Below are 18596 nucleotides of genomic sequence, written 5' to 3' on the forward strand. Positions count from 1 at the left end.
TTGTTAGTTTTCCCAGTGATCGGGCTTTCCATGCTTAAATGGATGGAAAAGTGCGGAACACAGCTTGGTTCTAAGAATTTGAATTTATGATTACAATAGAAGTAACGGGTTGATGTGAGGAGTGAGGTGTTATGCGCAAATGGATTGCGGCAGCAGGGCTTGCTTACGTGCTGTACGGGCTGTTTTTTTATTGGTATTTCTTCCTGTCCGGTGATTCCGCAATACCGGAAGCCGTGAAAGGGACGCAGGCTGATCCGGCTTCTTTCATGAAGCCGTCTGATTTGGCGGTGGCCGAGCAGTATTCAAATATCAAGAATTTTTTATTTTTTATCGGGGTACCTCTTGATTGGTTTCTGTTTTTTGTTTTGCTGGTCAGCGGCGTTTCAAAGAAAATCAAGAAATGGATGGAAGCGGCCGTGCCTTTTCGGTTTTTGCAGATCGTTGGTTTTGTATTTGTACTTTCGCTGATTACCACATTGGTGACGCTGCCTTTAGATTGGATAGGCTATCAGGTGTCACTTGACTACAATATTTCCACACAGACTACGGCCAGCTGGGCTAAGGATCAGGTTATCAGCTTTTGGATCAGCTTTCCAATCTTTGCGCTTTGCGTTCTCGTGTTTTATTGGCTGATCAAAAGGCATGAAAAAAAATGGTGGTTATATGCCTGGCTGTTAACAGTGCCATTTTCGCTGTTTCTGTTTTTTATTCAGCCGGTCATTATCGATCCTTTATACAATGATTTTTATCCGCTGAAAAATAAAGAGCTTGAAAGCAAAATTTTAGAGCTGGCAGAAGAAGCCAATATTCCGGCTGATCATGTATATGAAGTGAACATGTCGGAAAAAACAAATGCGCTGAATGCCTATGTTACGGGAATTGGGGCCAATAAACGGATTGTATTGTGGGATACGACGCTGAACAAACTTGACGATTCAGAGATTCTGTTTATAATGGGCCACGAAATGGGCCATTATGTCATGAAGCACGTTTACATCGGTCTGGCTGGCTATTTGCTCGTGTCGCTCGCCGGATTTTATGTCATTGATAAGCTATACAAGCGGACGGTGCGCCTAACCCGCAGCATGTTTCATTTAGAAGGGCGGCATGATCTTGCGGCACTTCCGCTGTTATTGCTTTTGTTTTCTGTTTTGAGCTTTGCGATTTCGCCTTTTTCTAATGCTGTCTCGCGTTATCAGGAGAATAAGGCTGACCAGTATGGGATCGAGTTGACAGAGAACAGAGAAGCCGCTGTTAAAACGTTTCAGAATTTGGCCGTGACGGGGCTGAGCCAGGTTGATCCTCCGGTGCTTGTGAAGATTTTCAGAGGCAGCCACCCTTCGATCATGGAACGGATTCAACATGCGGAGAAAGAAGAGAAAACGCCGGAACATCCTGCCACAGAACAGGATAATGGCAAATAAAAAGAAGCAGGTATGGAGGAACCTGCTTCTTTTTGATATTATTGGGCAGCTGCTTCTACATTGATTAACCCTTTTCCATAGTAGAAAGAGCTTCCAAGGTATGTTGCAGTGCTTTCTAAACGATCACGGACTTGCGCGTTTGTCCAAGTCGGGTGCTTAGAAAGAATTAAAGCTGCTGCTCCGGCAACGTGAGGAGTCGCCATTGACGTTCCGTTGTAAGCACCGTAAGTGCCTCCAGGAAGTGTGCTTTGGATAGATACGCCAGGAGCCATCACATCAAGCTCAGAACCTGCGCTTGAGAATGAAGCTCTTTGGTTGCTGCTGTTTACCGCACCTACCGCGATGGTAGAAGGATATTTCGCAGGATAGCCGACTGTGCTTGAGCTTCCGGACGAGCCTTCGTTTCCGGCTGCGGCCGCAACCACAATACCGCTGGAAACGGCTTTATCAACAACTGTTTTCAGCGCTGTAGAACCAGAAGGTCCGCCAAGGCTCATGTTGATAACATCCATATTGTTGGAAATGGCCCATTCAATGCCGTTGATGATCCAGCTGTATTGGCCGCTTCCTGTTGAATCAAGAACTTTTACCGCATATAATGATGCGCTTGGCGCTACGCCGAGAACACCGATTGAGTTATTAAGAGCGGCAATCGTACCGGCTACGTGCGTACCGTGAGAACTGCCGTCCTGGTATGGGTTTGTTTCAGAAGGTACGAAGCTTGCTCCGCCTCTGACGTTTAAGTCAGGATGAGAAGAGTCAATTCCGCTGTCGATAACAGCTACTTTTACGTTAGAGCCTGTGTAGCCTTGAGAGTGAAGAGCCGGCGCTTTAATTTGGGAAATGCCGTAAGGAACAGATTGCGCATATTCATGTGCAATATGATCTTCTTCCACATATGCAACACTCGGATCTTGTTTTAATTCTTTTACAGCTTTTTCATCCAATGTTGCTGTGGCTGCGTTAACATACTTAAACTGCTTTTGAACTTTTCCGCCTTTCTCAGAAATAACATCCTTTTTCTTGGCGGAGCTCATGGCACTCATTGTCTGTTTAAATCCGACAATGTATTTCTTTTCTGTACTGCTTTTTCCGGCAGCCTGCGCAGACATGTTGCTGAACGCCATCGTAAAGATTAACGTTAACGCAAACAACAAGCTGATCCACAATTTTTTGTTTCTCACTCTTTACCCTCTCCTTTTAAAAAATTCAGAGTAGACTTACTAAAAAGACTATTCTGTGAATTTATTGTAATAGATGGAATAATATTTTAGTAGACCCATTTTTTTGAGATGATTTTATCTCTATTTAGGTATATCATCTCTCGCTATTTCCGTAGAGACTCGAAATAACTATTTTCATACAGAAAAAAACGAAAATAGACATGAGTAAATGTTCATTATGCTGAAATGTCATGCTTTTTCAGGTTAAATGCTCCTGAGTCCCGGCAAATTCCTGTCGAAAAAATTCGTTCGAATGACCTGCATATGTTTCCGTGAGAACAATGGATATTATCGTGATATTTTTTCAATGTATGATGATAAAAGTATTCTGAAAAATAAACTTTACAGAAAAATTTGATTAGGGATAGAATGAAAAAATGATTGAGAGGGAGGAAGAACTGAGATGAACATTCGCCAAGCAAAGATTTCAGATGCGGCAGCGATCGCGCCGCTGTTTAACCAATATCGGGAATTTTATAGACAGGCATCCGATTTGCAAGGGGCGGAGGCTTTTTTGAAAGCGCGTTTGAAAAATCACGAGTCTATTATTTTGATAGCAGAAGAAAATGGAGAGCTCATAGGCTTTTCCCAGCTCTATCCCGCGTTTTCTTCTGTGTCAATGAAAAGAATCTACATATTAAATGACTTATTTGTTGCTCCTCATGCGCGTACAAAGGGAGCCGGCAGCCAGTTGCTTTTGGCCGCAAAGGATTATGCAGCGGAAAACGGGGCAAAAAGTTTAACGCTTCAAACTGAGCACCACAACCGGAAGGCAAGAAGCTTGTATGAGCAAAATGGCTATGAAGAGGATACCGCATTTGTCCACTATCATCTCAATGTGCCGGCGAAGTGAAAATGGCGGCTTGATGATTTGGTTTTTGGAACGTTCTTCGGTTACGATATAAATGAAAAGGAGTGTGCCGAATGTCAACGTTATTTCAAGCATTGCAGGCAGAAAAAAATGCCGATGATGTTTCAGTCCAAGTGAAAACCATATCAACAGGGGATTTGCCGAAGGATGGTGTCCTGATTAAAGTTGCTTATTCCGGCATTAATTACAAAGATGGTCTGGCCGGAAAAGCAGGAGGCAATATCGTCAGAGAGTATCCGCTTATTTTAGGCATTGATGCTGCGGGTACGGTCGTCTCTTCCAATGATCCGCGTTTTGCAGAGGGGGATGAGGTGATCGCGACAAGCTATGAGCTCGGCGTCTCCCGTGATGGCGGATTAAGTGAGTACGCTTCGGTGCCCAGTGACTGGCTGGTGCCTTTGCCACAGAATCTTTCGTTAAAAGAAGCGATGGTGTACGGAACGGCGGGGTTTACTGCGGCGTTATCAGTGCATCGGCTTGAACAGAACGGCCTGTCTCCGGAAAAAGGCAGTGTGCTAGTCACAGGAGCAACCGGCGGTGTCGGCGGAATTGCGGTATCAATGCTGAACAAGCGGGGCTATGATGTGGTGGCAAGCACCGGAAACCGGGAGGCGGCTGATTATTTGAATCGGCTCGGTGCAAGCGAAGTAATCAGCAGGGAAGATGTCTATGACGGAACGCTTAAGGCGCTGTCCAAGCAGCAATGGCAGGGAGCGGTTGACCCAGTCGGCGGAAAACAGCTTGCCTCGCTTTTAAGCAAAATTCAATATGGCGGAGCTGTCGCGGTGAGCGGCTTAACCGGAGGAGGAGAAGTTCCTGCAACGGTGTATCCTTTTATTCTTCGCGGAGTAAGCCTGCTCGGGATCGATTCAGTATACTGTCCGATGGACGTCAGATCCGCTGTTTGGGAGCGCATGGCTTCTGATCTCAAGCCTGATCAGCTGCTGACCATTGTGGATAGGGAAGTCTCATTGGAAGAAACGCCTGGTGCGTTAAAAGAGATTTTGCAAAATCGCATTCAAGGAAGAGTGATAGTGAAGCTTTAACAGGATCAGCTTGCAGGGAATGTATGTTTCTGCAAGCTTTTTTGTGAACAGGGTGTTAAGCTGTGCCCCGAAACAATCTTCCGTTTCTTGTTTGCGCTATGTTAAAGAAACAAGATTGACCTGGAAAGCGGAACTTTCTTTTCTCATTTGAAAAATAATTGGTGATAATGATTCTCATTCCGTGTTATACTACTCTTGGACATCTTAATCATAGAAACTGCTAACAGGAGAGACTGGAACTATGAAAAAAACACTGATTATTCTTACAGTTTTACTTCTTTCTGTCTTAACGGCTGCTTGCTCGTCTTCAAGCGGCAATCAAAACAGCAAAGAACATAAAGTGGCGATAACACATGATTTAGGAAAGACGAATGTGCCTGAGCATCCGAAGCGGGTTGTTGTTCTTGAGCTTGGTTTTATCGACACACTGCTTGATCTTGGCATTACGCCTGTCGGGGTTGCCGATGACAACAAAGCGAAGCAGCTGATCAACAAGGATGTGCTGAAGAAAATTGACGGCTACACATCTGTCGGCACTCGCTCACAGCCAAGCATGGAAAAAATCGCTTCATTAAAACCCGATTTAATTATTGCTGACACGACCCGGCATAAGAAGGTGTACGATCAGCTGAAAAAAATCGCGCCGACGATTGCGCTTAATAATTTAAATGCCGATTATCAGGATACAATTGACGCTTCCCTTACGATTGCAAAAGCAGTCGGCAAGGAGAAGGAAATGGAGAAAAAGCTGACGGCGCATGAAGAAAAGCTTAGCGAGACAAAGCAGAAAATCAGCGCGAACAGCCAGTCCGTGCTTTTGATCGGAAATACAAATGATACGATTATGGCCAGGGATGAAAACTTCTTTACATCAAGACTTTTAACACAGGTCGGCTATCGATATGCAATCAGTACGTCAGGCAATAGCGATTCAAGCAATGGCGGCGACTCCGTGAATATGAAAATGACACTGGAGCAGCTGCTGAAAACAGATCCGGATGTGATCATCCTGATGACAGGAAAAACAGATGACCTCGACGCCGACGGGAAACGCCCGATCGAAAAGAATGTCCTCTGGAAAAAGCTGAAGGCAGTGAAAAACGGGCATGTATACCACGTGGACCGTGCAGTGTGGTCTCTGCGCCGCAGTGTAGACGGGGCGAATGCCATTTTGGACGAGCTTCAGAAAGAGATGCCGGCTGATAAGAAATAAAAGAAAAGACAGGCTGACGCCTGTCTTTTTCTTATTTGATAAAGCCGGATAAGTGGCTGTTGATATTATAGTCTTTAATCCGCCATTTTTCTTCTGCAAATTCAATGTTGCTGAGGCAGGCGTTGACGAGGCGGGTGCTTTTAAGCTCAGGGTCACCGCCGGATATTCCCGTCAGCAGGGCGTGAATTGCCGCACCGTGCGCCACGATCAGCACCTTCTTGTCTGGATACGCTTGGTTCACTTTTGCCAACCCGCCCATCAGTCTGTCAGTGAGTTCTTCTAAGGTTTCCATATTCGGATAGATGTTATCTGGATAGCGCTTTGTCCGTTCCTCCAGCGGCATGCCCTCCGCGTCGCCGTAATCGCGTTCCTTAAAATCATCCATCTCGACAATCGGAAGATGCAGATATTCATTAATAATTTCCGCGGTTCTTTTCGCTCTTTTCAGCGGGCTCGTCACAATAATATCCCAAGAAAAGTCCTTTACATATTCTCCGGTTTCTCTTGCTTGGCGTTCACCTGTTGCGTTTAGCGGGATATCGGTTTTGCCTTGGCATTTTTGCTGCAGGTTCCAATCGGTTTCTCCATGTCTTACTAAACAAACGGCTGTCATAAAATCCCCTTCCTGACTTTATTCATATTGCTATTATACTAAATTGAAAGCGTGCGTCCTATGAAAAAGCCTATGCAAGCACTTCAAATAATAAAGCCAGTCCGATTCCGCCGCCGCTTCCGATGGCTGCAACCGCATATTGACAGTCTGTCCGTCTTTTCGCTTCATAAAACAATCTGGTTACCAGAGCTGCACCTGATGCACCGTATGGATGGCCAAGAGCTAATGCGCCGCCGCGCACATTGATTTTTGAAAAGGGAATGCCGAGTTCTTGCGAGCAGACACAAATTTTGACGGCAAAGGCTTCATTGATTTCAAATAAATCGATATCATCAGGTGTTACATCGTGTGTATGTAAGAGCTGACGGATCGCATCAACCGGTGCCGCGGGCGGATAGTTGGGGTGAATACCGCTGACAGCGCTGCCGATAAACCGAAGCACAGGCTTAAGTCCGAGGGCTGCCGCTTTTTCTTCTTCCATTACTAAAAGAGCGGCTGCTCCGTCTGCTATGCCGCTGCTGTTGGCTGCTGTGACTGTTCCGGAGCTGGTGTCGAAAACCGGCTTTGCACGGGGAATAATTGCTTTTATCGGCCGCGTCTTCAAAAATGCTTCGTCCGTCTCCAATTCCCCGAGAGCAACAATTTCTTCACGGTAGAATCCTTCATCATGCGCGTTCCTGCTGCGTTGATGGCTGAGAAGCGCGTACTCATCCTGCATGCTTCTGCTGATGGAATAGCGTGCCGCCGTATATTCTGCGGCAATGCCCATGTCGGGATCGCCGATCGCATCTGGAGAAAAGCGGGCCCGTTCTGAAAAAGGAGATTGGCTGCTGCTTTCTGAGCCGCCCGCGATATACATCGTGCCGGCTCCCGCTTGAACGAGGCTGCAGGCATAGCGTACGGCTTCAAGGCCTGAACCGCACTGTCTGTCAATTGTCATCCCGGGAACCGATAGAGGCAGTCCGGCTTGAAGAGCTGACAGTCTGGCGAGGTTGCCGCCTCTGCCGGTAGCGTTTCCTAGAATGACCTCGTCAATTTGATCCTCCAGCTTTCGGCTGAGACAACGGATGATGGGAGCCGCCAAATTCTCCGGCAGGAAAGGCTTCAGCAGTCCATTTTGTTTTCCGAAGATCGTTCGTTTTGCATCAACAATAACCGCATTCATTTATACTGTACATCCTCTTTCAGCCATTTCTTCACTCTGGAACGGGCAATTTTTCCGCTGCTCGTTTCCGGCAAGCTGTCTGCAAACACCCATTTTTTCGGGATTTTATAGGAGGCTAATTTCTGTTTACACCAGGCTTTCAGCTTTCTGGCATTAGCGCTTCCACGAATGACAGCTACAGCGATTTCTCCCCAATACTCGTCCGGCATTCCAACGACAGCCGCGTTTTCAACCTCTGGGCAGGAGAGTAGCACACGTTCAACTTCTTCTGGGAAAATATTTAATCCTCCGTACACGATCATCCCGTTTTCTCTTCCTGATATGTATAGAAAACCTTCCTCATCAACGCAGCCCATATCATCCACTGTCATCCATTCATCTGGTGTGCTGCCGTTCACATAGCCGGAAAACCGCATCGGGCTTTTGACAAATATTTTTCCGATTTCTTCTGGCTGGCAGCGTTCTCCTTTGGCGCCGCGGATTTCGATCTGGACATTATGAAAAGGGCGGCCGGCTGAATGCGGCTTCCGTTTGCTGTCTTCCGGTGAAGAAAACGTCACAAAACTAAGCTCTGAAGTGCCGTAAAAATCGTACAGCCTGAGTTGGGGCCATATAGCGGCAAGCTTTTTCTTGGATTCTGCCGGCCAGTCTGCACCAGATGAAATGATTTTGAGAGGGCTGTCGGGAAAGCCCTCAATCCGGGTGAGTGCGTCTGTCATTGTCGGTACGGTATAAAGAACACTGACGGCTTCACGGTTCAGCCATTCCTTTGTCTGAGCAGGAGAAAACTTATTCAGCAAACAAACCGTTCCCCCGAGATATAAAGTGCTGACTGCCCCATATAAAAAGTGAGAGGATATTAACGTTCCGGGAATCAATACCGTGTCATCTGATGAGATCGAAAAATCTGTTTCTGTACAGGTAAAGCTCTCTATCCATGAGCGGTGAGACCGCGTAAAGGCCTTTGGTTTTCCTGTCGAGCCTGACGTAAATCCCATGTAAAAGGGGTGCTCCGGGTCAATGATAGGTAAGGGAGCAGCGGATTCCTCTTCAATATTTGCCATACAGTTATCCAGCAAAACAACGGGTGTCTTGCTATGTATCAGTTTGTTTTTGTAAAAGGCTGAAGTAACCACTAGATCCGCATCGCTTATGGACAGCCTCTCCATACATTCAGCCGGGCTCCAGCGTGTGTCGAGGGGAATGGCCGTGCATCCAGCCGCTGCGGCTCCGGCAAACAGCTGTAAAAACGCCAGACTATTTGGGAGCAAAAATGCCACACGATTCGGCATGCTTGGCTGTGACCGCAGCCAATTTGCGGTTTGGGCGACAAGCCGATCCCAATCTTGGTACGTGATTTGCTCCGATTCAGTTAGGATCGCTACACGGCCGGGCGATGTTTCGGCAGTAGATGAATAGGTATGAGTAATTGTCATGCAGTGTCATCCTCCTTTTGTAAACATCGTATCAGAAAGAGACAAGGCTTGAGTGATTTTTATTGCCAGGAATGCAGATACAGCCGCTTTTATCAAATCACCGGGCACATATGCAAGACTCATGAAGGCGGCCTGTGACAAATCAATATGCATCATAAAAGCTTGTACCGGTATACCAAGCAGATAAATAAAGATGATGCCGAATGCGATATGAGTGAAAAAGAGACGCACTGCTGTCACCTTTCGCAGTCTGTTAGCGGCTAAACTGATCAGCCATGAAGCGAGTGGATAAGCGATCAAAAAACCTGCGCTCGGTCCGAAAAACACACCAAAACCGCCTCGTCCGCCAGACAACAGCGGCGCTCCGAAGGCGACGAGGAGCAAAAAGACAAGCTGGCTTAAGAAAGCAGACTTTGGCTTGAGGATGCTGCCTGCCAGCATGACACCAAGCGTTTGCAATGTAATCGGAACGGGTGTAAAGGATAAGAAGAGAGGGGGGATAAAGCCGAGCACCGCCATCAGTGCGGTGAAAATAGCAATATGCATCATGTCAATTAATTTCAGCATTGTGAATCCTCCAAACAGTAATCAAATATGGTTATACAATAAATGCAGGCTATTATTATGTCAACTTATTTTTAAATTAAGTTTACATAATGAACGCAGAAAAACCGGCCGAATGGCAGGCCGGTTTTTGATGGTTATTCTTCTGTCAGAATGACAAGCGAATCAACGGAAGCGGCCACATGGGAAACGGCGCGGCTGACTTCCTGAAGCCCTCCAAGAAAGGCCTGCAGATCGACGTCGATTTTGCCTGATTGCTCTTTGCTGATTTTCATGCTGTGGACGATTTCATCGAATAAGCGGTTAATTTGCGTCATTTTTTCTTTACTTTCGCTGACTAGCTCATTCACGTCTTTGATATGCTTCGATACAATGTTGATTTGTGTATTCGTATTATTCACAAGCTCAGACACAGTAGAGACGGTTTTTTTCGTGTCCTCAGAAAGCTTCCGCACTTCATTTGCCACGACAGCAAAGCCTTTGCCGTGTTCTCCGGCGCGGGCGGATTCAATGGAGGCATTGAGCGAGAGAAGGTTTGTTTGTTCAGCTATGCCTGTGACGATGCCGAAGATTTTTTCAATTTGCTGCGCGATTTCATCCAGCTTGACCATTTCTTTTTCGATTTGGACAAGGCTTGTGTCAATTTTGTTCATCTGTTTTTGCTGGACTTCTAGCTCTTTTTTCCCGCCGATCGACTTTTCTTCAACAGTGCTGGATGTCACCGTGCCGGCTTTGGATGCTTGAGAAATGCCTTCAGATTTGTCCACAAGCTCTTGAACGGATCTGCTTGTTTCTGAAAACAGATTGGCAATCGATCCAGAGGTTTCTTGAATTTTCTGATGAAGAAGGTTTTTCTTTTCTTCTTGTTCATCACGGGTCTGGCTGTACTCGCTTTGAAATGCTTCAAGGACAAGCTGCTGTTCTAAATTCAAGATTTTTGTTGTCGCTTTAATGGCTTTCAGCAGTTCTTGCTGATTTGTAATAGATGTTTCGTAAATGTCAATCATTGACAAAAGAAGTTCTTGAAACGCGCCCATATACCATTTTGGCAGAAGGCCAATTTTTAAATGGATGGAGGCGATTCGGTTTCGCTTTTCAATGAATTCATCATCGATAACGCCTGCAAACATTTCCTGAATATGCCGTTTTAACGTTTGTTTTAAACGGTCAACTGAGCTGTGATCATTAATGATATCCATCAATGAGCTTTCATGGTCAAGGTTTTTATAAAACGCATCGACGATGAATACGATATTTTCTTGAATTAATGGCTGAAGCTGCTCCAACACGTAAAGCTCAGCATCTCCCAGCCTGACCATTTTGAGCTGTTTTTTGACATCTTCATGTTTGTTTGTGAGCTGGATGCGGTTTTTTTGCTGTCCATTTGAATCAGAAAAGTAAGCAGTTTCTTGTTTTCTCTCTTTTTTAAATAACAATACAATGATCCCCCTTGGGAAAAAATATAATTTTTACTTTTTGGCTTTTTAAGCCTTTTACTTTTTTATCGGCCAAGGGAAACATGAATGAAGCTGCAGATGAAAAATATTTGAAAAACCGTTCATTAAAATGAACGGTTTAATCGAGATCTATTTGCTTTAATGGTTTAATGGCCGGACCCTCTACAACTTCGCCAGAAGGCTTAAAGCGTGATCCGTGGCACGGACAATCCCATGTATGCTCGCTGTCGTTCCACTCGACCTCACAGCCTAAATGGGTACAGGTTGTATCAAAGAGATGGAGGCAGCCTGTCTCATCCCGAAATGCGCCCGCCCGCCTGCCGTTTATGGTGACAGCTTTTCCTTCTCCTGGCGAAATGTCTTCAAATTGGACATCAGGCTTTTCAAGCTTTCCTTTAATTAAATGCTTGGCGACATCGGCATTGTAGGAAATCACTTTCTGCAAACCGGGGTTCAGATGGAACCGGGACGGCGTGAAAATGCTTTCGTAAGGATTATCTTTTTTCTCTACAAGGTCCGATAATAAAGTGGCTGCGACCCCCGATGCAGTCATGCCCCATTTTTTGAACCCGGTCGCTACTAGAATATTGTCCTCATTTTCCGACATCGGCCCGATAAACGGGATTTTGTCGATCGTCACAAGATCTTGGGTGGACCAATAATATGGGATGCTTTCGATGCCGATGGTGCTTTCGGCCAGTTGTCTCAGTGTTTCATAATGTGTGGACATGTCTTTTCCCTGGCCTGTTTTATGGCTTACTCCGCTGAAGAGAATCAGCTTTTCGCCGTTTGCAACCGTATAGCGAAGGGCCACTGACGGCTGATCGATACTCAAATACATGCCCTCGGGATACTCGATCTTCGGCTTGATGGCGAGGACATAAGATCTGTCAGAATACATTCTCGCAGCATATAATCCGCCTCCGTCATAAAAAGGGAAGTGGGAACAGCATATGACAAAGCGGCTCTTAATGGCGTGCCGGCTTTTTGTTATCACTTCAGGCCTTTCGCCTTTTTTGATATCAAGCGCAACGGTCTCTTCATAAATTCGGCCGCCTTTTTGAACAATTTGCTCCAGAAGCGCTTTTAAGTATTGCAGCGGATGAAATTGAGCTTGATTCTTCATGACAAGCGCCAGCTTAGAACCTACGGGAATCGGAAGATCCTTGATAAGGTCTCTTTCAATTCCGAGTTTTGTGTATGCCTCATGCTCAGTGCGGATTTTTTGAACAGCGTTTTCATTTGCTGTGTAAAGATATGCGTCTTGCTCAATCCATTCACAGTCAATTTGATGTTCATCCACAATCCCTTTTATGTAATCAATTGCATTTTGGTTTGCTTCATAATAAAGCCTCGCATGGTTTAATCCGAAATTGCGGATAAATTCGTCGTATATCATGTCATGCTGTGCGGTAACTTTAGCCGTTGTGTGGGCAGTGGTTCCGTTGAGAACCTGATTTGCTTCAATCAAGACAACACGGAAGCCTCTCTTCGTAAGTTCATATGCCGTTGTAATTCCTGTAATCCCGCCTCCGATAATGGTGACGTCACATTCAGTTTCCTCTTGAAGCGCAGGAAAAGAAGGCAGGTCAGTTGATGTTTTCCAGTATGTTTCAGGTGCTTCCTTTGCAAAATGTTGATTAGCCAAGCCGTTATACCTCCAATCAGATTTATTCTTAATTTTTCCATATTCTATCTTTTCATACATAGGAAGCAGGCATTGTTCATAACATAATAAGGTTGAAAAGGAGTGATTTCATTGGCGAATCAAAAAAAGAAAACTTTACCGCCCCAGCACCAGAACCAGCAGCCTGGTTTTGAATATCTCATGGACCCGCGTCCGGTTTTTGATAAGCCGAAGAAAGCGAAAAAATTAGAGGGCAAAACCGCTATTATTACTGGAGGAGACAGCGGAATTGGACGCGCTGTATCGGTGTTATTTGCAAAAGAAGGGGCTAATGTGGTCATTGTATATTTGAATGAACATCAGGACGCCGAGGAAACAAAGCAGTACGTAGAAAAGGAAGGGGGAAAATGCCTGCTGATTGCAGGAGATGTCGGGGATGAAGCGTTTTGCAATGATGTAGTCGGGCGGGCAAGCCAAGCGTTTCCATCCATTGATATATTGGTTAACAATGCAGCTGAGCAGCATGTCCAGCCCAGCATTGAAAAAATCACCAGCCACCAGCTGCTCAGAACCTTCCAAACAAACATTTTTTCCATGTTTTACTTAACAAAGGCAGTGCTGCCTCATTTAAAAAAAGGGAGCTCTATCATTAATACCGCTTCAATTACCGCCTATAAAGGCAATAAAACGCTGATCGATTATTCAGCGACAAAAGGAGCGATCGTCACGTTTACAAGATCCCTTTCCCAGTCGCTTGTTCAGCAGGGCATACGGGTAAATGCGGTGGCACCGGGTCCCATTTGGACACCGCTTATCCCGGCCAGCTTTGCCGCAAAAGACGTGGAAGTGTTTGGTTCAGACGTGCCGATGGAGCGCCCGGGACAGCCGGTCGAAGTGGCGCCAAGCTATTTATACCTAGCCAGCGACGATTCCACATATGTCACAGGACAGACAATTCACGTCAATGGCGGAACCATTGTGAATGGATAATAAAAAGCCAATCCTTAAGGATTGGCTTATTCGCTCTGCTTGAGCGTTGCATATTCTTTAGAGAGCGTCAGAAACGCATCTTTATCTTTTTCGTCCAAGGCTTTGTTGATTTGGTCCGTCAGCATGGCCAGCCGACGCTTATACAAGGATTCATCGAGCACCATTTGAATATAGACATCCGTCATTGTGACATCAAGTTCTTTTGTTTTTTGCGTGTTGCGGGACTTCATGAGCTCAGTGTACGATTTTTTCTCTTTCATAAAGAATCCCCCCAATGCCTTTTTTATAGTATATGGATAACGGTCGAAAAAATCAATAAATTTTTATAATTTTTAGACAACTAATACTTGGCAATCTATCGACATATCCTGCAAAATGCCGTAAACCGGCAAGTCTAATCAAAGTAAAATCGGTTTATTACTAGTCATTTAGTACCATTAAATATCATTAAAAGATGATTTTATCTTAATTGTTAAAAAAACCTGTCGTTTTATAAAAACAGATGATAGATTATTAGTATAAATTTTGCAGAAAAAGGATGGAGGCCAAAATATGAGTCAGAAAACAGACGCACCTTTAGAATCGTATGAAGTGAACGGCGCAACAATTGCCGTGCTGCCAGAAGAAATAGACGGCAAAATCTGTTCCAAAATTATTGAAAAAGATTGTGTGTTTTATGTCAGCATGAAGCCGCTGCAAATTGTCGACAGAAGCTGCCGATTTTTTGGATCAAGCTATGCGGGAAGAAAAGCAGGAACTTATGAAGTGACAAAAATTTCACACAAGCCGCCAATCATGGTGGATCCTTCGAACCAAATCTTTTTATTCCCTACACTTTCTTCGACAAGACCTCAATGCGGCTGGATTTCCCATGTGCATGTAAAAGAATTCAAAGCGACTGAATTCGACGATACGGAAGTGACGTTTTCGAATGGGAAAACGATGGAGCTGCCGATCTCCTATAATTCGTTCGAGAACCAGGTATACCGAACAGCGTGGCTCAGAACCAAATTCCAAGACAGAATCGACCACCGCGTGCCGAAAAGGCAGGAATTTATGCTGTACCCGAAGGAAGAGCGGACGAAGATGATTTATGATTTTATTTTGCGTGAGCTCGAGGAGCGGTATTAGAAAATAAAAAGGAGCTGACCCACAGGGCAGCTCCTTTCATAAAGCTATGCCGTCGGAATTCCCCCGGTGATGCCATATACCTGAGATGTTACATAGCTTGAATTCTCTGAAGCTAAAAATACATAAACATCCGCCAATTCCGCTGGCTGTCCAGCGCGGTTTAATGGAGCTGGAGGCGTGCCTTGTCCGAATTTCGGGATGTTTTCCGTCGGCTGTCCGCCGGAAATTTGCAGCGGTGTCCAAATGGGTCCGGGCGCAACTGAATTCACTCTGATTCCTTTGGAAGCCAGCTGTTTTCCCAGTCCGACGGTAAAGCCGATAATGGCGTTTTTCGTTGCTGCGTAATCTAACAGCATCGGGCTTGGATTGTAGCCTTCAACTGAGGTAGTTGTGATAATTGAAGCTCCCTCCGGCAAATACGGAAGCGCCGCTTTTACAACCCAGTAAAGGGAGAAGACGTTCACTTCAAATGTTTTATAGATTTGTTCAGTAGGCAGATCTTCGATGTTTTCGACTGCTTGCTGTTTGCCTGCAACGAGCGCCAGCACATCAAGTCCTCCGAGCTCCTTTTGCGCTTGTTTGACCAGATCCTGGCAAAAGGATTCGTCACTCAAGTCCCCGGGGATCAGCACTGCTTTTCGGCCTTCTGCTTCGATCAGTTCTTTTACCTCTTCAGCATCTGGCTGTTCCTCGGGCAAGTAGTTAATGGCCACATCGGCGCCTTCTCTGGCGTAAGCGATCGCGGCAGCGCGGCCGATGCCGGAATCGCCGCCGGTGACAAGCGCTTTTCGGCCGATTAGTTTACCTGACCCCTTGTAGCTTTTTTCTCCGCAATCAGGGAGAGGCTTCATGTTCTTTTGCAGGCCTGGCGGCTCCTGATATTGTTCAGGAAATTCATCATGAAAAAATGCTTTTATAGGATTCGTAAGGTTTGAATCAGACATCATCAACGCTCCTTTTCTGTTTGGTGTACATTCGTATGTGTACCCCTGAGCATGTAGAGAAAAACATGTGTTGGCAGTTTGAATAGTGAAGGAAAAAGAAAACAAGAAAAACAAACCCTTCTTCCATATTTATCTTGTCAAATAAGACTATATGAATTATGATGAATTCGAGCTATAAATCAACTAAATATTGGGTGTTGGGGGAGTGAATTGTCATGAAAAAAGCGGCGGCGTTTTTGCTGTCACTCGGTCTCGTTTTCGGTTTTTCATACGGAGCTGACCATGTGGCGGAAGCCAAAACAAAGGTGAAGGTCTATAAGAACTGCAAGGAGTTAAACAAAGTATACAAAGGCGGAGTGGCCCGCACATCGAAGGTGAAAAATAAAGGCGGAAAAACGAAGTACAAGCCTTACGTCTCTAAGGACCTTTATGATGCCAATAAAAAGAAAGACCGCGATAAAGATCTTATCGCCTGTGAACGGTAAATAAGAAAAAGCAATCTGATGTCCAGATTGCTTTTTCTATTGCTTAAGCCGCCTGATCGGCCGCAGCGCTTTTCGCCTTCCTTGTCATAAGGCTGACTGCCGTCATGACCGTGATATTCAAAAGCAGGGCGACGATGCCGACATTCAAGTCTTTTGCGGCTTGCGGCAGCGCCGGAAATAAAGTGCCGATCGTCGTTTCCGTCATTGTAATATAAGTAACTGCTCCAACACCTGCCATAATGCCGGCGAAGGCTCCCTGCTTTGTCACCATATTATGCTTGAACAGGCTGAACAAAAGGGCGGGGAATAGCTGTGTGACAAGGCTGTAGCCCATCAAAAGCAGCGTAACGATGGTATTCCCGCCTTTGAAGGTAAAATACACCGAAATCAGCGCGATCACCGGCACTAAAAACTTAGCAAGCGCCGATACTTGCTGTTCTGTCGTGCGGGGTGCGATCACCTTGTACACATTTTTTGCAAACAGCGTGGAGGCGGACATTAAGATCATAGAGCCTGGCACAAGTGCTGTCAGCAGTCCGGCAGCACCGATAATTCCGACAAACCATGGGTCAAATGCTTGCAGGGACAGTCTCAAAAGCGATAGATCCCCGTCTGCGCCTTTCAGATTTGGAACTTGCAGGATAGCCGCGAAGCCAACGAAAAGGACGAAGAGCAGGACCAGCTGGTACAAAGGCATGATGATGGCGTTTTTGCGAAAGACTTTTGGATTTTCAGCTGAATACGAAGCGGAAAACGTGTGAGGCCACATGTAAAACCCGAGCGCTGTCAAGAGTACGGTTGAACTGAACCACGCCGTACTTTGTCCTGTTTCGGGCAGCGTAAGAAAGCCAGGCTTTGCCGTTTCAATCTGCTGAAACATGTCTTGAAATCCGCCGTAGTAATGAATTGGCAAATACACACCTAAAAACAGAACGACAACCAGAATCATGATGTCCTTCACAACCGATATCCAGGCTGACCCGTGAATGCCGGAAACCATAACATAAACCGTAATGGAAATGGCACCGATCCAGATGGCGGCGGTCGGGGTGATTTTGCCGTACGAGGTTTCCGATACAATCAGTCCGAGGCCTTTCAGCTGCAGTACAAGATAGGGAATGAGTGCGGCGATGCCGACCAGTGAAACGAGAATGCCAAGCAGCGGACTGTTGTATTTTTTTGTGAAAAAATCAGACTGCGACATCAGTTTATGCTGTTTCGCGTACGTCCAAACTGCCGGAAGAAGCCAGTAAGACAGGATGTAGGCCAGGCATCCGTAGGCGATGATATAAAAGGCTGGACCGCCCTTTCCGTAGGCCCAGCCGCTGCCGCCGAGAAACGTAAAAGTAGTGTAAATTTCGCCTGCCATCAAAAGGAAGACGAACACAGTTCCGAAGCCGCGTCCTCCGACCGTCCACTGCTCCAGGTTCATGTCTTTTCCTTTTTGGGCGCGTATACCGAGAAAAATACTCAAGAGCAGGACGCCAAAAATGATGATGAGAGCTGCGTTCATTCTGCTTCCTCCTTTTTATTTTCCTTGTCGAGGACATACACAATTGCCATCAGCGCAGAGGTCAAAAGAGCCCACATCACAATATAGGCAAGGATAAACGGCATGCCGAACACATAGGGGGTCACTTTATTTGCAAAAGGGATGCCGAGTAAGATTCCGATAAAGGGCAACGCGGCGAGAACGTGAATCAGTTTCATAAAATCCTCCTTCTCATTAGGATTGGGGGTGTACAAGCCCGGCCGTACTGAAAATGGTGTCGTCGATATGGCAGTACATGTCATATTTCGGGGTGAAAGGCTGTGGTTCGAATTATAAATAAATTTATTTTGTTTGTATAGTGCGAATTGTCTGAAATTTATGATCGGGATCGCCCCGAAGAGGGAACGGACAATATGATTCAAAAGGCTCAGGTCCTGTCCGGGGCAAATAGATAGTATGTTAATAATTCGCTGACCTGCTCACGGATTCGGGGATTAAAATAGCGGTGCTTTTCTTCATAACCATCCATGACAAATACATAGAGCGTAAACGCCTCATCGCGCTCCATCTCGCGGATCGCAATTTTCCTCTTCCTCAGTTCTTTTCTGACCTCTATCAAATCCTTTTGTGCTATTTTTAATGATTCGCTGATAAGCTGTTTATAAGGATGCTTCAATTTTAATGTGCTTTCTTCAATTGCGGCGAGATCACGGTTAAAAATCGTAATGGCCATGGGCAAAAAGAGAGCACGTTCAATTAAATCGTATATTTCCTCTTGCAGATTCGGCATGTTGACTCCTTCTTTCTAAAGGGAACATTTGTTCTATTTGTATTCTATATCGGCTGGTGAAATGTTTCAAGACAGAAAAAAACACCAAAACTTTTTAGTTTTCTGCTGATAATGTGTAGAATAAG

The 18596-nt window shown here is 45.5% G+C and carries 19 protein-coding genes and 1 pseudogene; 7 read left to right on the forward strand and 13 right to left on the reverse strand.

The features are described from left to right. Positions 1 to 131 precede the first annotated feature (131 nt). Positions 132 to 1424 carry a M48 family metallopeptidase gene (locus tag JQX68_RS05695; RefSeq protein ID WP_147771708.1) on the forward strand — a complete coding sequence of 431 codons (1293 nt, stop codon included), beginning with the start codon at positions 132 to 134 and terminating at the stop codon, positions 1422 to 1424. A gap of 38 nt (positions 1425 to 1462) precedes the next feature. Here JQX68_RS05695 and aprE read toward each other — a convergent pair whose 3' ends face one another. Next, positions 1463 to 2608, reverse strand: a complete 1146-nt coding sequence (aprE, locus tag JQX68_RS05700) for a subtilisin AprE (RefSeq protein ID WP_014663429.1) — start codon at positions 2606 to 2608, stop codon at positions 1463 to 1465. 442 nt (positions 2609 to 3050) lie between these two features. Here aprE and JQX68_RS05705 point away from each other — a divergent pair, with 442 nt between their 5' ends. The 3 genes from JQX68_RS05705 to JQX68_RS05715 all read left to right on the forward strand — a co-directional run bounded on the left by JQX68_RS05705 (position 3051) and on the right by JQX68_RS05715 (position 5777). Then, a complete protein-coding gene (locus JQX68_RS05705; protein ID WP_014663430.1) occupies positions 3051 to 3500 on the forward strand; it encodes a GNAT family N-acetyltransferase in 450 nt (149 codons plus the stop codon). 71 nt (positions 3501 to 3571) lie between these two features. Next, positions 3572 to 4564, forward strand: coding sequence for an NADPH:quinone oxidoreductase family protein (locus JQX68_RS05710; RefSeq protein WP_147771709.1), 993 nt, complete (start codon positions 3572 to 3574; stop codon positions 4562 to 4564). A 241-nt stretch (positions 4565 to 4805) separates the two neighbouring features. Beyond that, a complete protein-coding gene (locus JQX68_RS05715; protein WP_014663433.1) occupies positions 4806 to 5777 on the forward strand; it encodes an ABC transporter substrate-binding protein in 972 nt (323 codons plus the stop codon). Between the two features lie 31 nt (positions 5778 to 5808). Here JQX68_RS05715 and phoE read toward each other — a convergent pair whose 3' ends face one another. From phoE to JQX68_RS05745, 7 genes and pseudogenes are all read right to left on the reverse strand, one after another. Further along, positions 5809 to 6390 (reverse strand): phosphatase PhoE, encoded by a 582-nt coding sequence (phoE, locus tag JQX68_RS05720; protein ID WP_147771710.1) that lies wholly within the window; start codon positions 6388 to 6390, stop codon positions 5809 to 5811. 70 nt (positions 6391 to 6460) lie between these two features. Continuing rightward, on the reverse strand, positions 6461 to 7555 hold the full coding sequence (locus JQX68_RS05725; protein ID WP_147771711.1) for an acetyl-CoA C-acyltransferase: 1095 nt from the start codon (positions 7553 to 7555) through the stop codon (positions 6461 to 6463). Continuing rightward, positions 7552 to 8991, reverse strand: coding sequence for an acyl-CoA synthetase (locus tag JQX68_RS05730; RefSeq protein WP_147771712.1), 1440 nt, complete (start codon positions 8989 to 8991; stop codon positions 7552 to 7554). The genes JQX68_RS05725 and JQX68_RS05730 overlap by 4 nt, the downstream gene beginning before the upstream one ends. Before the next feature lie 6 nt (positions 8992 to 8997). After that, a complete protein-coding gene (locus JQX68_RS05735; RefSeq protein ID WP_014663437.1) occupies positions 8998 to 9558 on the reverse strand; it encodes a biotin transporter BioY in 561 nt (186 codons plus the stop codon). 134 nt (positions 9559 to 9692) lie between these two features. Then, positions 9693 to 10208, reverse strand: a complete 516-nt coding sequence (locus JQX68_RS21945; RefSeq protein WP_326255844.1) for a methyl-accepting chemotaxis protein — start codon at positions 10206 to 10208, stop codon at positions 9693 to 9695. A gap of 288 nt (positions 10209 to 10496) precedes the next feature. Further along, positions 10497 to 10874, reverse strand: a pseudogene (gene hemAT / locus JQX68_RS21950) (heme-based aerotactic transducer HemAT); the annotation flags it as partial. Between the two features lie 256 nt (positions 10875 to 11130). Beyond that, positions 11131 to 12660, reverse strand: a complete 1530-nt coding sequence (locus JQX68_RS05745; protein ID WP_147771713.1) for an FAD-dependent oxidoreductase — start codon at positions 12658 to 12660, stop codon at positions 11131 to 11133. Between the two features lie 111 nt (positions 12661 to 12771). Between JQX68_RS05745 and JQX68_RS05750 the strand changes: the two genes are divergently transcribed. Continuing rightward, positions 12772 to 13629, forward strand: coding sequence for an SDR family oxidoreductase (locus JQX68_RS05750; protein ID WP_071582267.1), 858 nt, complete (start codon positions 12772 to 12774; stop codon positions 13627 to 13629). Between the two features lie 26 nt (positions 13630 to 13655). Here JQX68_RS05750 and JQX68_RS05755 read toward each other — a convergent pair whose 3' ends face one another. Further along, the gene (locus JQX68_RS05755) at positions 13656 to 13889 is read right to left on the reverse strand and encodes an IDEAL domain-containing protein (protein ID WP_014663441.1); all 234 of its coding nucleotides are present in this window, start codon (positions 13887 to 13889) and stop codon (positions 13656 to 13658) included. A 292-nt stretch (positions 13890 to 14181) separates the two neighbouring features. Between JQX68_RS05755 and comK the strand changes: the two genes are divergently transcribed. After that, positions 14182 to 14760 carry a competence transcription factor ComK gene (comK, locus tag JQX68_RS05760; RefSeq protein ID WP_147771714.1) on the forward strand — a complete coding sequence of 193 codons (579 nt, stop codon included), beginning with the start codon at positions 14182 to 14184 and terminating at the stop codon, positions 14758 to 14760. A 44-nt stretch (positions 14761 to 14804) separates the two neighbouring features. Here comK and JQX68_RS05765 read toward each other — a convergent pair whose 3' ends face one another. Further along, positions 14805 to 15704, reverse strand: a complete 900-nt coding sequence (locus tag JQX68_RS05765; protein ID WP_040083522.1) for an SDR family oxidoreductase — start codon at positions 15702 to 15704, stop codon at positions 14805 to 14807. Positions 15705 to 15919: 215 nt separating this feature from the next. Here JQX68_RS05765 and JQX68_RS05770 point away from each other — a divergent pair, with 215 nt between their 5' ends. After that, entirely contained in the window at positions 15920 to 16189 is a 270-nt protein-coding gene (locus JQX68_RS05770; RefSeq protein ID WP_147771715.1) for an excalibur calcium-binding domain-containing protein, read from the forward strand. A gap of 43 nt (positions 16190 to 16232) precedes the next feature. Here the strand turns inward: JQX68_RS05770 and JQX68_RS05775 are convergent, their stop codons facing one another. From JQX68_RS05775 to JQX68_RS05785, 3 genes are all read right to left on the reverse strand, one after another. Further along, positions 16233 to 17702, reverse strand: coding sequence for a sodium:solute symporter family protein (locus JQX68_RS05775; RefSeq protein WP_147771716.1), 1470 nt, complete (start codon positions 17700 to 17702; stop codon positions 16233 to 16235). After that, the gene (locus tag JQX68_RS05780) at positions 17699 to 17899 is read right to left on the reverse strand and encodes a DUF3311 domain-containing protein (protein WP_003224377.1); all 201 of its coding nucleotides are present in this window, start codon (positions 17897 to 17899) and stop codon (positions 17699 to 17701) included. The genes JQX68_RS05775 and JQX68_RS05780 overlap by 4 nt, the downstream gene beginning before the upstream one ends. Positions 17900 to 18108: 209 nt before the next feature. Next, on the reverse strand, positions 18109 to 18471 hold the full coding sequence (locus JQX68_RS05785; RefSeq protein ID WP_069839063.1) for a YhjD family protein: 363 nt from the start codon (positions 18469 to 18471) through the stop codon (positions 18109 to 18111). Between the last annotated feature and the right edge of the window lie 125 nt (positions 18472 to 18596).

It is taken from the genome of Bacillus sp. LJBS06 (assembly GCF_016924995.1).
Taxonomy (GTDB): Bacteria; Bacillota; Bacilli; order Bacillales; family Bacillaceae; genus Bacillus; species Bacillus stercoris.

Coding starts and splice junctions, on each gene's coding strand:
- JQX68_RS05695 (WP_147771708.1), top strand. CDS start 132: ATGCGCAAATGGATTGCGGCAGCAGGGCTTGCTTACGTGCTGTACGGG.
- JQX68_RS05735 (WP_014663437.1), bottom strand. CDS start 9,558: ATGCTGAAATTAATTGACATGATGCATATTGCTATTTTCACCGCACTG.
- JQX68_RS05710 (WP_147771709.1), top strand. CDS start 3,572: ATGTCAACGTTATTTCAAGCATTGCAGGCAGAAAAAAATGCCGATGAT.
- JQX68_RS05705 (WP_014663430.1), top strand. CDS start 3,051: ATGAACATTCGCCAAGCAAAGATTTCAGATGCGGCAGCGATCGCGCCG.
- JQX68_RS05775 (WP_147771716.1), bottom strand. CDS start 17,702: ATGAACGCAGCTCTCATCATCATTTTTGGCGTCCTGCTCTTGAGTATT.
- phoE (WP_147771710.1), bottom strand. CDS start 6,390: ATGACAGCCGTTTGTTTAGTAAGACATGGAGAAACCGATTGGAACCTG.
- comK (WP_147771714.1), top strand. CDS start 14,182: ATGAGTCAGAAAACAGACGCACCTTTAGAATCGTATGAAGTGAACGGC.
- JQX68_RS05765 (WP_040083522.1), bottom strand. CDS start 15,704: ATGTCTGATTCAAACCTTACGAATCCTATAAAAGCATTTTTTCATGAT.
- JQX68_RS05725 (WP_147771711.1), bottom strand. CDS start 7,555: ATGAATGCGGTTATTGTTGATGCAAAACGAACGATCTTCGGAAAACAA.
- JQX68_RS05780 (WP_003224377.1), bottom strand. CDS start 17,899: ATGAAACTGATTCACGTTCTCGCCGCGTTGCCCTTTATCGGAATCTTA.
- JQX68_RS21945 (WP_326255844.1), bottom strand. CDS start 10,208: ATGAACAAAATTGACACAAGCCTTGTCCAAATCGAAAAAGAAATGGTC.
- JQX68_RS05730 (WP_147771712.1), bottom strand. CDS start 8,991: ATGACAATTACTCATACCTATTCATCTACTGCCGAAACATCGCCCGGC.
- JQX68_RS05785 (WP_069839063.1), bottom strand. CDS start 18,471: ATGCCGAATCTGCAAGAGGAAATATACGATTTAATTGAACGTGCTCTC.
- JQX68_RS05755 (WP_014663441.1), bottom strand. CDS start 13,889: ATGAAAGAGAAAAAATCGTACACTGAGCTCATGAAGTCCCGCAACACG.
- JQX68_RS05715 (WP_014663433.1), top strand. CDS start 4,806: ATGAAAAAAACACTGATTATTCTTACAGTTTTACTTCTTTCTGTCTTA.
- JQX68_RS05770 (WP_147771715.1), top strand. CDS start 15,920: ATGAAAAAAGCGGCGGCGTTTTTGCTGTCACTCGGTCTCGTTTTCGGT.